This is a genomic window from Mesorhizobium sp. WSM4311 (assembly GCF_002295115.1).
Lineage (GTDB): Bacteria > Pseudomonadota > Alphaproteobacteria > Rhizobiales > Rhizobiaceae > Mesorhizobium.
The window spans coordinates 476,613-491,067 of record NZ_NSFV01000003.1; the positions used below are offsets into that span (position 1 = coordinate 476,613).

Annotated in this window: 13 protein-coding genes; 4 read left to right on the forward strand and 9 right to left on the reverse strand. The window is 64.0% G+C overall.

All coding sequences use genetic code 11. The features are described 5' to 3' along the window. Window positions 1-205 precede the first annotated feature (205 nt). The 5 genes from CK226_RS09585 to CK226_RS09605 all read right to left on the reverse strand — a co-directional run bounded on the left by CK226_RS09585 (window position 206) and on the right by CK226_RS09605 (window position 5,685). Entirely contained in the window at window positions 206-853 is a 648-nt protein-coding gene (locus tag CK226_RS09585; RefSeq protein WP_095791674.1) for a class I SAM-dependent methyltransferase, read from the reverse strand. A gap of 173 nt (window positions 854-1,026) precedes the next feature. Beyond that, window positions 1,027-2,016 carry a substrate-binding domain-containing protein gene (locus tag CK226_RS09590; protein ID WP_095788353.1) on the reverse strand — a complete coding sequence of 330 codons (990 nt, stop codon included), beginning with the start codon at window positions 2,014-2,016 and terminating at the stop codon, window positions 1,027-1,029. 71 nt (window positions 2,017-2,087) lie between these two features. Continuing rightward, window positions 2,088-3,143: an ABC transporter permease gene (locus CK226_RS09595; RefSeq protein ID WP_095791675.1), complete on the reverse strand. Its 1,056-nt coding sequence runs from the start codon at window positions 3,141-3,143 to the stop codon at window positions 2,088-2,090. Further along, window positions 3,143-4,660, reverse strand: coding sequence for a sugar ABC transporter ATP-binding protein (locus tag CK226_RS09600; RefSeq protein ID WP_095770572.1), 1,518 nt, complete (start codon window positions 4,658-4,660; stop codon window positions 3,143-3,145). The genes CK226_RS09595 and CK226_RS09600 overlap by 1 nt, the downstream gene beginning before the upstream one ends. Further along, a complete protein-coding gene (locus CK226_RS09605; protein ID WP_095791676.1) occupies window positions 4,657-5,685 on the reverse strand; it encodes a LacI family DNA-binding transcriptional regulator in 1,029 nt (342 codons plus the stop codon). Before CK226_RS09605 ends, CK226_RS09600 begins: the two co-directional genes overlap by 4 nt. Before the next feature lie 217 nt (window positions 5,686-5,902). Here CK226_RS09605 and CK226_RS09610 point away from each other — a divergent pair, with 217 nt between their 5' ends. Beyond that, on the forward strand, window positions 5,903-6,736 hold the full coding sequence (locus CK226_RS09610; protein ID WP_095791677.1) for an AraC family transcriptional regulator: 834 nt from the start codon (window positions 5,903-5,905) through the stop codon (window positions 6,734-6,736). 6 nt (window positions 6,737-6,742) lie between these two features. On the opposite strand, the gene CK226_RS09615 is transcribed toward CK226_RS09610, so the two are convergent. The 4 genes from CK226_RS09615 to CK226_RS09630 all read right to left on the reverse strand — a co-directional run bounded on the left by CK226_RS09615 (window position 6,743) and on the right by CK226_RS09630 (window position 11,419). Further along, the gene (locus CK226_RS09615; RefSeq protein ID WP_095791852.1) at window positions 6,743-7,693 is read right to left on the reverse strand and encodes a bifunctional helix-turn-helix transcriptional regulator/GNAT family N-acetyltransferase; all 951 of its coding nucleotides are present in this window, start codon (window positions 7,691-7,693) and stop codon (window positions 6,743-6,745) included. A 71-nt stretch (window positions 7,694-7,764) separates the two neighbouring features. Further along, entirely contained in the window at window positions 7,765-8,910 is a 1,146-nt protein-coding gene (locus CK226_RS09620) for an alanine racemase (protein ID WP_095791678.1), read from the reverse strand. Beyond that, window positions 8,907-10,229, reverse strand: coding sequence for a D-arabinono-1,4-lactone oxidase (locus CK226_RS09625; RefSeq protein ID WP_095791853.1), 1,323 nt, complete (start codon window positions 10,227-10,229; stop codon window positions 8,907-8,909). The genes CK226_RS09620 and CK226_RS09625 overlap by 4 nt, the downstream gene beginning before the upstream one ends. A gap of 5 nt (window positions 10,230-10,234) precedes the next feature. Then, window positions 10,235-11,419, reverse strand: a complete 1,185-nt coding sequence (locus tag CK226_RS09630) for an MFS transporter (protein ID WP_095791679.1) — start codon at window positions 11,417-11,419, stop codon at window positions 10,235-10,237. 125 nt (window positions 11,420-11,544) lie between these two features. Here CK226_RS09630 and CK226_RS09635 point away from each other — a divergent pair, with 125 nt between their 5' ends. The 3 genes from CK226_RS09635 to groL all read left to right on the forward strand — a co-directional run bounded on the left by CK226_RS09635 (window position 11,545) and on the right by groL (window position 14,363). Then, complete coding sequence (locus CK226_RS09635) at window positions 11,545-12,171, forward strand: TetR/AcrR family transcriptional regulator (protein WP_095770578.1); 627 nt, start codon at window positions 11,545-11,547, stop codon at window positions 12,169-12,171. A gap of 177 nt (window positions 12,172-12,348) precedes the next feature. Then, window positions 12,349-12,645 (forward strand): co-chaperone GroES, encoded by a 297-nt coding sequence (gene groES / locus CK226_RS09640; protein ID WP_010915433.1) that lies wholly within the window; start codon window positions 12,349-12,351, stop codon window positions 12,643-12,645. A 62-nt stretch (window positions 12,646-12,707) separates the two neighbouring features. Further along, the gene (gene groL / locus CK226_RS09645; protein ID WP_095770579.1) at window positions 12,708-14,363 is read left to right on the forward strand and encodes a chaperonin GroEL; all 1,656 of its coding nucleotides are present in this window, start codon (window positions 12,708-12,710) and stop codon (window positions 14,361-14,363) included. The last annotated feature ends 92 nt before the right edge of the window (window positions 14,364-14,455 follow it).

The window sequence follows — 14,455 nt, forward strand, 5'->3', positions numbered from 1 at the left end:
TCCGTCGATCGCATCGCAATGAGTTTTTTGCGACGCCGTCGCCACATGCTCCATATGTAATAACATTACGTTTGAAGCGATGTTTCGCGGCGATGTCAACCCCTGTCGTCGCGCAATGCGGCTTCGGCGCGGCTGCGGTTATTCAGCCGCGAGCGGTCACCAGGCAGCAGGCATGACACCTGGCCGCGGTCGCCGAGGAACCGGCCTATAGCTTTCTGAAAAAGCCTGACAGAATATTCGGACCCGCTTCGCCCGGCCGCAGTCTGATCCCGTCTTCAAAGCAATTCAGCGTCACGCATTCGAAGCCGTAATGCGCGAGGAGCGCCACCAGCGAGTCACGGTCGAAATGGTGCACGTGCTCGTTGGGCAGACGCATGCGCCACGCCCGGAACCACGCTTCGCCGTCGGCGCCGAGTTCACGCCAGCGGCAGTAAGGGACGGCGATGGCCAGGTGGCGGGTCTGAAGGCGGGCGAGGAAACCCAGATCCGGAATGTGCTCGAGCACGTCGAACATGGCGACGAGATCCCACGAGCCGGCGAGCGCCTCGTCCCAATCGACAAAGCGGACGCCCTCGGGCAGCGGAAATCTGGTGATGTCGCAGCCGGCACAGTCGGCAACCCCGGTAATTTTGGCGGCCTCGACAAAGGTGCCGGTGCCATAGCCAATCTCCAGCACGGACCGCGGTAGTTCACCGGTGATCCCCAGCACCCAGCCAAGCCGCTGATAGCCGAGCTTGATGGTCCGGTCGCTCAGATCCTCGTAGTAGGAAATGTACTGCTTGTCGTATTTGATCGGTGTGACGTCGATCTGGTGAATCACGCCAAACCGGTCGGCCTCGTAATTATCCAGCATTCGCGCCCCCTTGGGATTACGGATCCTTACATGACGGGGTTAAACGCAAAGTAAGCGACTGGGGTGGCGGGCCGAAGCTGGCACGAGCACGACCAGATCTAGCAATAGCAAAAAAGCAAGGCCCCGCGCGGGGCCCTGCTGTCTCAACCTCAGCGCCGAGCTCTAATCACCCCTCACTTCCCCATCAGCTGCTTGGCATTCTCCGCCGTGATCGCCGTCGTCTCGACCGTTACCGTCGGCTCCACCGAGGTCGAGCAGTCGAGCAGGATCTTCTTCGACATCTCGATCGCTTCCTTCGCACCCGTCGGGTAGGTGAAGGTTGCCGCCCAGTCGCCCTTGGCGACGGCCTCGATGCCGCCGGCCGGTCCAGGCAGGCCGTCGGTGCCGATGATCTTGACGTCCTTGCCGGCTCCCTTGGCGGCAAGCAGCGCGCCGGCCGCCATCATGTCGTTGGAGGCATAGAGCACCTTGATGTCGGGATGCGCCTGCAGCATGGCGGCAAAGGCGGTCTGGGCTTTGTCCGGCACCCAGTCGGCGGCCTGCTCGGCGACGACCTGGATCTTGGCATTCCCCTTGACGCCGTCCTTGAAGCCGTTCAGCCGCTCCACCGCCGGCGTCGAGCTCGGCAAGCCTTCCAGCACCGCCGCCTCGCCGCCATCCGGCAGCAAGGTCTTGGCGGTGTATTTGCCGGCCTCGAGCGCAATCTTGTAATTGTCGCCGCCGATGAAGGCGGTGTAGTCCTTGCCGGGATCGCCGACCGTCTTGCGGTCGAGCTCGATGACCGGGATGCCGGCATCCATGGCGCGCTTCACCGCCGGCGTCAGCGGCGCCGCCTCGAAGGGCGAGATCAGCAGCAGATCGACTTTCTGGGTGATGAAATTGTCGACCTGCGAGGTCTGCGTGTTGACGTTGCCGGCGCCGTCGGCGATCTGCAGCGTGAAGCCCGGCACGGCCTTGGCCGCCGCCGTCAGTTCGTCATTGACATGCTGGCGATAGGGTTCGGCGTTGTTGGCCTGCGAGAAGCCGATGATGAACTGGCCGTCCTTGGCGCAGGCCTTGACCATCGGGTCGGCGGCCTGGGCGGCTCCTGCAATGCACAGGCCCGCGCCTGCCAGAAGCACGGCATGAAGCGTGTTCCTCGTTCCTTGTCTTGTGGTTTTCATACTCGCTCTCCTCCTCGTCGGGCCGGGGGGCCAGACCTTGGTTTGACTTCGACTTTGTTGCCGCCTTCCTCCTAACGACCCAACCCCTCGCGGCGGCGAACGAGGGATTGAAGCACCGCCGCCAGCACGATGATCGCGGCGGTCGCGAGCAACTGCATGGCGGGCGTGATGTTGTTCAGCTGCAGGATGTTGGCGAGCGCGCCGAGCATGATGGTGCCGGCAACGGTGCCGACCATCGAGCCGGCGCCGCCAAACAGGCTTGTGCCGCCGATGACCACGGCGGCGATCGCGGTGAGCTCGTAGCCCATGCCGTCATTGGCGCTGCCGAAATTGAACTGGCCGGCATGGACGATGCCGGCAAGGGCCGAGGCAAAACCGGTGATGGCATAGACCGAGATCTTCACCGTCGAAACGGGCACGCCCGAAATTCGCGCCGCGCGCTCATTGCCGCCAACGGCAAAGACATAGCGGCCGAAGCGCGTCGTGTTGAGCACGATCGTTGCGATCGCGGCAAAGACGATAAAGACGATGGTGGCGACCGGCACGGTGTTGTTGAACAACCGCTCGCCGAGGATCGCGAACACCGGCGGTGCCAGGCCCGGTCCGTCGCCATAGGAAATGTTGATGTACTGGTTGCCCGAGACGACCAGCGCCAGGCCGCGCGCCGCCTGCAGGCCGGCGAGCGTGACGATGAACGGCTCCAGCCGGAAGCGGGTGGAGATGGTGCCCTGGATGGCGCCGAAGACGATGCCCATGATAAGCACGGCGAGGATGGTGGGAATGAGCCCGAAGCCACCCGAGATCATCATCGACGCGGTGACGACGCTGGACAGCCCGAGCACCGCGCCAACCGACAGGTCGATGCCGGCGGTGATGATGACGAAGGTCATGCCGATGGCGATGATGCCGGTCTCCGAGACGGCGCGCACGATGTTGGCGATGTTGTCGGGATCGAGGAACAGGATCTGGCCGTGCCGGCGCGGCGAGAAGATGATGCCGCCGATCGCCACCACCACCAGGCCGATCAGGCTCTGGAAGCGCACCACAAGGGCGAGCGGATCGCGATGCTTTGGCGCTGCCGCCGGCACAGCCGGGCTCGCTGCCACCGAAATCTTCTGTTCAGACATCAGGCCTCCCTGCCATTTGCCGCGTCAAGCACTGTGTGCTCGTCGACGCCGCCGATGAATTCCGCCACGTTGCGCCCCTGGCGCAGCACCACGATCCGGTCGCACAGGCCGATGAGCTCCGGCATCTCGCTGGACGCGACCAATATGCCGAGCCCCTGCGCCGCCAACTGCCTCAGCCGCGCGTAGATCTCGCCCTTGGCGCCGACATCGACGCCGCGAGTCGGCTCGTCGAGCAGCAGCAGCCGGGGATTGCCGAGGATCTCCTTGGCCAGCACCACCTTCTGCTGATTGCCGCCGGAAAGCGCGCCGACGGCGATGTCGGGATTCTTCGGCCTGATATCGAACTGGCCGAAGGACTGCTTTACCGCATCCGCCTGGCGGCGCTGCGACATCAGGCCGAGGGGCGAGATGCGGCGGATCACCGACATCACCAGGTTGAGGCCCACCGCCATTCTGAGCATCAGCCCGCTGCCGCGCCGGTCGTCGGTGACGAAGGCGATGCCGGCCGCGCGGGCCGCCCTGATCGAATCCAGCCTTACAGGCCGGCCATCGATGGCGACCTCGCCTTCCCAACGGCCGGACAGGCCGGTGCCATAGAGCGCGCTGAGCAGTTCGGTGCGCCCAGCCCCCATGATGCCGGCCAACCCGACGATCTCGCCCGCCTTGACGTCGAGCGAGACGCCGCTCGGCGGCTGCCAGCCGGCGCTTTCATGGGCGAGCCTGAAGCTGGCATCGCGCAAGCTGAGCAGCGTCTTGCCGGCCTTCGTCGACCGCTCGGGATAAAGCTCATCCAGCGGCCGGCCGACCAGAAGCCGGACCAGTTCGGCCTGCGGCGCGTGCGGCTCGGTGACGCCGGCGACGCGACCGTCGCGCATGACCGTCACCCGGTCGGCGATCTGCGGTACCTCCTCTAGGCGATGCGAGATGTAGACGATGCCGACGCCGCTGGCGGCGAGCTTGCGCATGATGTCGAACAGCCTGTCGACCTCACCTACCGTGAGTGCCGCCGTCGGCTCGTCCATGATCAGCACGCGCGAGGCGTAGGACAGCGCCTTGACGATCGCCACGACCTGGCGCTGGCCGATCGACAGGTTCGCCACCATGCTGGCCGGATCGATGGCCAATTCGATGGCTTCGAGACGCTTGCGCGCTTCGCTGCGCATTGCCGGCACGTCGAGGAAACCACCCGGCCGCATCAACTCGCGGCCAAGGAAAAGGTTGGCGGCGACGTCGAGCGTCGGCACCAGGTCGAGTTCCTGGAAGATCGTGGCGATGCCGGCCGCCTGCGCCTCGCGCGGGTTGTTGAAGGCTACCTGCTTGCCGTCGATGTGGATGGTGCCCTCGTCCGGCGTGTAGACGCCTGACAACAGGTTCATCAGCGTCGATTTGCCGGCGCCGTTTTCGCCAAGCAGGGCATGGATCTCGCCCGCCTTGAGGTCGAAGTCGACGCCGCGCAGCGCCTGGACGCCGCCGAAGCGCTTGACCGCGCCGGTGACGGAAAGCAGCGGCGCGCTCATGCCGACCTCATGGGGCTGATCTCATGGGAGGCCGGCCTCGCGCAGGACTCTCGCACCTGCAGCGCCGCCCGCAGCCGCACCGCCTGCGGCTCCAGGTCGGTCGATGCGATGCGAGCGCACAGCAGGGCTGCCGCCTGCCGTCCGATCTCGGTGCAGGGTTGCGCGACCAGTGTCAGCCGCGGCTCGAAGCAATCGGCCCATTCGAAGTCGTCGAAGCCGGCGAGCGAGAGGTCGCCGGGGATGCAGAGCCCCCTCTCGCGGATGGCGCGAACTGCCCCGATGGTCGTCATGTTGTTGCCCGTGACCAGTGCGGTGGGCGGCGACGGCAGAGACAGGATCGCATGGGTCGATGCGGTCGCGCTCGCCGTGTCGACATTCTCCGGCGAGACATAGTGCGGCAGGCATTCAAGTCCATTGGCGACCAGCGAGGCGCGAAAGGCCTCGACGCGTTCGCGCGTCGTCGCCAGGCCCGGCTGGCCGGCGATATAGCCGATGCGCTTGTGGCCGAAGGCGGCGACATGGTCGATCAGCGCGCGCATCGATGACTGGTTCTCGACGCCGATCTGGTCGAAGCGCTCGTCGGCGAAACGGTCGATGAGCACGCAGGGCAGCTTCTTCTCGGCCAGGTAATCGATAGCGCGCTGCGGCGCGCCCGACGGCGCCAGGATGACACCGTCGACGCGACGCTGGTGGAACGCGCGCACCACCGAAAGCTCGCGGTCGGGGTCCTCCTGCGTGTCGGAGAGGAAGACCATGAGGCCGAGGCGCGCGCATTCGGCCTCCACCGCGCAGATGATGTCGGTGAAATAAGGGTTGGAAATCGCCGAGATCGCCAGGCCGACGCTGTTGGTCGAGGCCACTTTCAGTGACCGCGCCAGCTCGTTGGGCTGGTAGCCCATCGCGGCGATCGCGTCATTGATGAGCCGCGCCTTCTCCGGCGAGACAAAGCGGGTGCGGTTGATGACATGCGAGACGGTCGAAACCGATACGCCGGCGCGGCGCGCGACCTCAGCCATTGTCGGCATGGCGGCTCAAATGGAGTGCTGGCAAGCGCTCCTCCCTGATGATGCGTTCCAGTCCGCTCTCATTGGCTTTGGCGGATTTCGGCAGAGCATATTGTCATCGAAACGTTTGCGCAATCGATTCGATGACTTTGTTCGACGAAATTCGCGCGCTGCGCAATTTCGATCAAATTGCCACGGAAGAAAGCGGCAAGATGGTCCGACCCAATGCGAGAAGCCCATGAACCCGACCGAGAAAGCGCTGTGGTTTGTCGAAAGCCATCTGCCGGAGGCGATTTCGCTCGACGACGTCGCTCAAAGCAGCGGTGTATCGCGCTTTCATGTGACGCGCGCCTTCGGTGCCGCCACCGGCCGCTCTGTCATGGGCTATATGCGCGCGCGCCGGCTGACTGAGGCGGCACGCAGGCTCGCCGACGGGGCGCCCGACATCCTCTCGGTGGCGCTCGATGCCGGCTACAACTCGCATGAGGCCTTCACCCGGGCCTTCCGCGACCAGTTCGGCACGACGCCGGAACTGGTGCGAGCGCAAGGCTCGACAAAGACCCTCGACCTCGTGGAGCCGATCCTGATGGACCAGTCCTTTCTTGCCAAGCTCGAACCGCCACGCTTCGAGACCAGCCGGCCGTTCCTCATCGCGGGGCTCGGCGAGCGCTACAGCTGCGAGACCAGCGCCGCCATTCCGATGCAATGGCAACGCTTCAGCCCCTTTATCGGCAACATTCCGGGCGAGACCGGTGACTTCGCCTATGGCGTCTGCGTCAACGGCGACGATGCCGGCAATTTCGACTACATCGCCGGCGTCGAGGTCTCGGACTTTTCCGACCTTCCCGGGGAATTCAGCCGCGTGCGCATACCGGCTCAGAAATATGCGGTGTTTTCGCATCGCGAGCACATTTCGACCATCCGCCGCACCGTCAACACGATCTGGAACAAATGGCTGCCGACCTCCGGACACGAAATAGCGGACGCGCCGGAATTCGAACGCTATGGCCCGGAGTTCGATCCGCGCAGCGGCAATGGCGGACTGGAGATCTGGATACCGATCAAGGGTTGATCGGCGCTATAATTCCAAATCCCATGTCTGCCCGACCAGATCCTTGCCGAAGGAATGGTGGCGCTCTTCGTCGATCAGCTTGAAGCCCGCCGCCTGATAGATGCGGCGCGCCGAGCCCAGTATATCGTTGGTCCAAAGCGTCAGCGTCTTGTAACCTTTGGCTCGCGCGAAGGCGATGCACTCGTCGACCAAGCGCCCGCCGATGCCAAGGCCGCGTGCCGAAGGCTCGACATAAAGCAATCTGAGCTTCGCCACCTCGGGCGACTTGCGCACGACGAAGACCGAACCGACGACCTCGCCATCGCGCTCGGCGATCCAGCTGCGCTCCCATTTCGGGTCGAAGGATTTGACGAAGGCCGCGAGGATTTCGGCGACCAGCGCCTCGTAGGTTTCGTCCCAGCCATAATCCTGCGCGTAGAGCATCCCTTGCCGGCGGGTGATCCAGCCGATGTCGCCGATCTGCAGCGGCCGCAGCAGATAGGGAATTTTCGGCTCTGCGCTTTCGTCCAGCAGTGCCTGGATAGTCCGCATGGACTTCACCAGCCGGTCCTGTTCCGAAACAGGCAGCCGATCGAGCAAGGCCGCGACCTGGTCATGCGAATCCTTGTTCAACGGCGCAAATGCATTCCTGCCCGCCGGCGTCAGCGCAATCGAGGATTGCCTGGCATCCGAAACCAGCGTCGACCTGGAGATGAGGTCATGGCGTTCGAACTTCTTCAGCAAACGGCTGACATAGCCGGCGTCGAGACCGAGATCGCGCCCAAGGTCGGTCGCGGTCAAACCGTCGCGGTGCGCCAGCTCGTAAAGCACGCGCGCCTCGGTCAGTGAGAAGGCGCTTTTCAGCAACCCTTCGTCGAGCAGGCCGATCTGGCGGGTGTAGAAGCGGTTGAAAGCCCGCACCGCATCGATCAGCTGCTTGTTCGGCGCTTCGTTCTTGGGGTGATGGTGAATCGTCATGGTCATCTCCTGCCTTCACAGGATCAACCATTTACTTGACTTAGTCAACTATATCGACCTACCCGACGCGATCACATCATCGGCAACACCGGCCAACGATCAACGATCCTGCCCTGGGAAAGCACCGCGATCGGCCCGAATTGCTGCAGCACGGCCTCGCTCTGCGTCGGCCGCAGGAACGCGTAGTCGCCTGGTTTGGCGACGCTATCGGCAGGCAGGCCCATGAATTGCTGGTTGGAAGACAGGCCGAGCAGGCGATTCGTCCTCATGCCCTCGGGAAAGACCGGTTCGGCCATCCATTTGCCGCCATAGAGATAGCAGCCCTTGCGGGGGAACCGGCCGAGCGCCTGCAGCAGGCGGGAAACAGCCGGCGGACCCGGCAGCATCGGCTCGGCCATCTTCAGGATCGGCGTCGCGATGAAGGCCGCCGGCTGGAAACCGTCGAGGCCAGGCGTGTCGAAATCGCTGGGCAGCACGAAGGCCGACCCCATCGACACTTCATTGGCAATGCCGCCGTGATGCAGCAGCGCGGTCTTGCTGCCGCCAATGTTCAGGATGCGGCGCCCGTCCGGGCCGAGGCGCGCCACGAAAGCGGCGGCCCGCTCCGAAGCCTGCGCCAACGCCTTGGCCGGCCCGCCGAACAGGCCGGGAATATGCGGCGCGTGCGCCTCATAGGCCATGACGCCTTCGCAGCGCAGTCGTTTGTGGGCCGCCATGGCGCTTAACGCTTTCGACAAGGCCTCCGGGTTGGCGAAGCCGCCGCGATGCAGCCCGACATCGATCTCGAAGGCGATGCGCAGTTCGATATCGAGTTCGATCGCGAGAGCGCCGTATTCCGCCAGTCTTTCGTCACTGTCGATCAGCCAGCAGACGCGCGACCAGTCGGCGCCACCCTTCACCAGTGCCGCCCTGGCCGCCCCGATCGGCATCGGCTTGCCGAACAGGAGACCCGCATCCGGAAACGCCTCCAGCACCGCCTCACTGATCGGTGGATGAAAGGTCATGAAGCGGCCGGTTCCGAGCGTCTTGCCGATATGCGCAAGCAGCGGCAGGCAAGCGAGCGACTTGTCGACCAGCCGCACGGCAAGACTCGGGTCAAGCCTGGCTTTGACCAGCGCAATGTTGCCATCCAGCCGGTCGAGGTCGAGCAGCAGGCAGGGCTGGAAGATGCCGGCGGTCTTCAGTGCTTCGGAGAGCGCGGCAAAGTAGGCACTCATCGTTCGATGCCAAAAGGACTGGGTTCGATGCCAAAAGGACTGGGTTCAATGCCGAACAGCCCTGCCATGTAGGGCGAGACGAATCGGTTTTGCGGATCGATGTCGCGGCGAACCGCCATGGCGTCGTCCCAACGGGGATAGAGCTTCTTGAAATCCGCCGCCTTCAGGCCGTGCATCTTGCCCCAATGCGGCCGGCCGCCATACCTGCGGAAGATCGGCTCGGCCGCCTGCATGAAGGGCAACGGATCGCTCGCCGCGTCGTGGTGGACGGCGATCGAACAGGTCGGCCTGTTGTAGAAGGGCGAGAGCCAGAACCGATCAGCCGCGACGCTGCGCACCTCCATTGGGAAATAGACTTCGGGAAAGTGCTTTTCGGTGAGCGCGATGATCTCGGCGAGCGCCTTCGGCCCCTCCTCGAAGGGAAGGTGATATTCCATCTCGTTGAACTTGGTCTGGCGGTCGCTGGCATAGACGTTGAGCCAGTCCTGCACATAATCCTCGGCCGGCACTTTCGCGACGGCACCGAGGATCAGGCGGCGGCGCAGTGACGGCAGCCAGGCGAGCCCGGTGCGCAACCGGCGCAGTGTGCGCAAGGAGCCTTCGTCATCGTCGGTCGGGCGCGTGGTGGTCGCCTCGGTGCTGAAGTCGCTGGCGATGAACTGCGCGTAGCCGGAAAACGGAATGTAGTAGAATTCGGCCGAGCGGTGCGCGGTCATCATCTTTTCGAAATCGCGCAGCATGTCACCGATCGGCAGCACCCATTTGCGGCGGCGCAGCCGGTAGGTCGCGATGTTGTTCAGCGTCACTTCGCTCAGGACACCGAAGGCACCCAGCGCGACGCCGATGGCGTGGATCATGTCCTGATCCCCTGCCCTGGTGAAGTCGCGGACCTTGCCAAGCCCGTCGACGATCTGCACCGTCTCCAATTGCGTGTGATAGGCGCCGAGCGTCGGCCCCGAGCCGTGGGTGGCGGTTCCCAGCGCGCCGCCGATTGCCTGGCGGTCGATGTCGCCCATATTGGGCAGGCCCTGGCCGATGCCTTGCAGGATGTGCATCAGCGAGCCGAGCCGCGTCCCTGCCTTCACGCGTGCCTGATGCTTTTCAGCGTCATGCGAGACCAGCCCTTCCAGCTTATCCAGAGACAGGATCGTGCCCTCGGATTTCACCAGTGGGGTGAAGGAGTGACCGGCACCGACGACACGGACCGGGCCGGGTGCGTTGCGAACGAGGTCACCAACTTCGCCGGCATCGGCGGGGCTGGCGATCAGCCGCGGCGCGGCAGTGACAAAACCGGACCAGTTGCTCCAGATGTTCGACATGGCGCTCACGCAACAACCCGGCGACGCCGCGCCACGAGGATGAACAGGCCGAGCAACAGCACACTGGCCAAGGCACTGCCGGCAGCGAATTCCGGAACCGGGCGGAAATCCTTGCCGTCGATGAGCAGCGACGCCGCAACCGGCCCGATCGCCAGGCCGAAGAGCTGCGCGGCCGGCACCAGGAGCACGGCGGTGCGGGTGTCATCGGCCGTGATCGCCAGGCGGATCTGGTAGGGCACGATGAACAGGAGAATGAAACCCATGACCAGGGCGGCGACCCAGAAGGTGGTGAGGCCAGGTCCGCTGGCCAGCACGAGCGAGGCGACAAGCGCGACAGTGCCAATGAGTGCGATGGCAACCCGATAATCGATGCGCGCCTCGAACACGGTCGCCGTCATCGCGCCCAGGACCTGAACCGCCAGGCTGGCCGAGACGATCAGGCCGACTGTGCGGCCGTCAATGCCGAATTGGGCGCCAACCGGTTCCAGAAACGCCCAGACCGAGCCGAAGAACATGAAATAACAGAAGACGCACAACAGGGCGGTAATCGAAGGAATCGTCAGCACATTGGCGAGGTTCTCGTCCTTGGGCAGAATGGCGTAATCGGTGGGGACGACGAAGGCGACGATGAGCGACAGGACGCAGACGACCGCGAGAATGAGGAAGCCGCCGGCCGATCCGGCGGCCGGGATGACATAGAGCGCCAGCAGCAGGGCAAGCGCGCATTGCGCCAGCGTCTGCATGGTGACGAAAAAGCCGCCGATGCGTTCGGCGCGCCGCGAACGGGCGATCAGCTCGGTGGCGACCGCGACAAGCCCGCCTTCGGCAAGGCCGGCCAAGGCGCGTGCCGCCATCAATGCATTGGCCCCGGCGGCATAGGCCGTCCAGACATTCGCCAGCGCCAGCAGGAGCAGCAGCACCGCACTTTTCCAGCGCATGTTGCGGGCCGAGAGCGCCATCGCGACGGTCGCCGAACCGACGGCGATGGCGATCATCTCGGCGGTGGCGACCAGCGCCAGTTCGTCGCCGCTGACATGGCCCTCCGTGTAGAGAGCGCCGAGCAGCACTGGCTGCAGGCCGAGAATGAGCAGGCCGACCGAGCCGATCCACAGCGCCGAGGCAAGCTGCCCGCTGGTCGGATTGCCGACCAGCCAGTCGCCGCTTCCGGCATGCGCGTCACCAGATGCCAAAGCCGCCTCCCAACGTCCCTTGTCGCACGGCAAAAAAGCTGACAATCTGTCAGTATTTTAGAAACTGATACTTGATCATATTTTTTGTCAACCAGAATTTGGCAATTCGTGCGAAAGACCGGTGTATGGTGGAAGCAAGGCGAACAGCGACCGAACCGAGGCGCAAGCCCAAGCAGGAGCGCAGCCGCGAGCGCATCGATGCCATCTTGTCGACGACCATGCGGCTGATCGGCGAGAAGGGCATCGACGCCGTCACCATGAAGGAAGTCGGCGCGTTGGCGGGCGGACCAATCGCCACCGTCTATCACTACTTCCCCAACAAGTCGGCGATCCTGGCGATGCTCTATGAGCGGTTTTCGGAGGTGAGCCGCGCGCGATTGACTGATATCCTCGCCGATGTCCGCGAAGCCAAGGACGTCATCGCCGCCGCCGACCGGTTGCTTGACGACTACCTCGGCCGCGTCGCCGGCGATCCGGCCATCCAGGACCTGCAGAACGCCATCCAGGCCGACAAGGCGCTGAAGAATCTCGACATCGCCGAAACCCGGCATCAGGCCAGGATGTTCTGCGACCATGTCACCACCTTGATCGAGCCGGGCAAGCATGAGCAGTTCGAACGCATGGTCCTGTTGATCTTCCAGCTCGCCGGTGGCGTGGTGCGCCTGGCGCTCGCGCAGGGCCAGCCGGAAGGCCGCCGGACCATCGAGGATTACCGGTCGATCATCCACACGCAGTTGCGGTTGTTTCTCTAAGCCGCAATCCGTGGAAAAAATTACCGCCTTTCGAGGCTGCCGCGCGCCTTGACTCTCGCAGGTCGGCGGCCTATTTCAACGCCACGTTAGCACTCGCCCTTGGTGAGTGCTAACTATATGTCCGGCTTCGCCGGACGGAGGAACTGTTTCTCACCGTTCTCATTCGAGGAAGAAAAAATGGCAAAGTCGAAGTTCCGCCCGCTTCATGACCGCGTGGTCGTTCGCCGGGTCGAATCCGAATCCAAGACCGCCGGCGGGATCATCATCCCGGATACGGCCAAGGAAAAGCCGCAGGAAGGCGAGATCATCGCCGTCGGCTCCGGCGCGCGCGACGAAAGCGGCAAGCTGGTCCCCCTGGACGTCAAGGCTGGCGACCGCATCCTGTTCGGCAAGTGGTCGGGCACCGAAGTCAAGCTCAATGGCGAAGACCTTCTGATCATGAAGGAATCCGACATCATGGGCATCATCGGCTGATCATCGGCCTCACCGTCAACTGAATTCCGGGCTTTATCGCAAGCCCCTGCCAGGAGCTAAAAATGGCTGCTAAAGACGTAAAATTCTCCCGTGATGCCCGTGAGCGCATGCTGCGTGGCGTCAACATCCTCGCCGATGCGGTGAAGGTCACGCTCGGCCCCAAGGGCCGCAACGTCGTCATCGACAAGTCGTTCGGCGCCCCGCGCATCACCAAGGACGGCGTCACCGTCGCCAAGGAAATCGAGCTTGAGGACAAGTTCGAGAACATGGGCGCGCAGATGGTCCGCGAAGTTGCTTCGAAGACCAACGACATCGCCGGCGACGGCACCACGACCGCGACGGTTCTGGCGCAGTCGATCGTCCAGGAAGGCCACAAGTCGGTTGCCGCCGGCATGAACCCGATGGACCTGAAGCGCGGCATCGACCTGGCCGTCACCGAGGTCGTCGCGGCGCTCGGCAAGGCCGCCAAGAAGATCAAGACCTCCGAGGAAGTCGCCCAGGTCGGCACCATCTCGGCCAATGGCGACGAGTCGGTCGGCAAGATGATCGCGGAAGCGATGCAGAAGGTCGGCAACGAAGGCGTCATCACCGTCGAGGAAGCCAAGACCGCCGAGACCGAACTTGAAGTCGTCGAAGGCATGCAGTTCGACCGCGGCTATCTCTCGCCCTACTTCGTCACCAACGCCGACAAGATGGTCGCTGATCTCGAGGACGCCTACATCCTCCTCCACGAGAAGAAGCTCTCCAACCTGCAGGCAATGCTGCCGGTTCTCGAAGCCGTCGTGCAGACCTCCAAGCCGCTGCTCATCATCTCGGAAGACGTCGAAGGCGAGGCCCTGGCCACGCTGGTCGTCAACAAGCTGCGTGGCGGCCTGAAGATCGCCGCCGTCAAGGCTCCGGGCTTCGGTGATCGGCGCAAGGCCATGCTGGAAGACATCGCCATCCTCACCGGTGGCCAGGTCATCTCGGAAGACCTCGGCATCAAGCTTGAGAATGTCGGCCTCAACATGCTCGGCCGCGCCAAGAAGGTGTCGATCTCCAAGGAGAACACCACCATCGTCGACGGCGCCGGCAAGAAGGCCGAGATCCAGGGTCGCGTTGCCCAGATCAAGCAGCAGATCGAAGAGACCACTTCGGACTACGACAAGGAGAAGCTGCAGGAACGTCTCGCCAAGCTGGCGGGCGGCGTTGCGGTGATCCGCGTCGGCGGTGCGACGGAAGTCGAAGTCAAGGAAAAGAAGGACCGCGTTGACGATGCGCTGAACGCGACCCGCGCGGCCGTGGAAGAAGGCATCGTTGCCGGCGGTGGCGTGGCCCTGCTGCGCGCTTCGGCCAACATCAAGGCTGCCGGCGCCAATGCCGACCAGGCCGCTGGCATCAACATCGTGCGTCGCGCTCTGCAGGCTCCGGCCCGCCAGATCGCCTCTAACGCCGGTGCGGAAGCCTCGATCGTTGCCGGCAAGATCCTTGAGAACAAGGGCGCGACCTTCGGCTACAACGCCCAGACCGGCGAATATGGCGACATGATCGCCATGGGTATCGTCGATCCGGTCAAGGTTGTCCGCACGGCTCTCCAGGACGCGGCCTCGGTCGCCGGCCTGCTCGTCACCACCGAAGCCATGATCGCGGAGGCTCCGAAGAAGGAGTCGGCTGGCGGCGGCATGCCTGGCGGCATGGGCGGCGGCGGCATGGGCGGCATGGGCGGCATGGACTTCTAAGAAGTCCATAAAGCACGCCCATGAACTACATTGCTCGAGCCCGCAAGCGGGCTCGAGTGGCGGCATGGACTTCTAATCCAAGCCACCTGGCT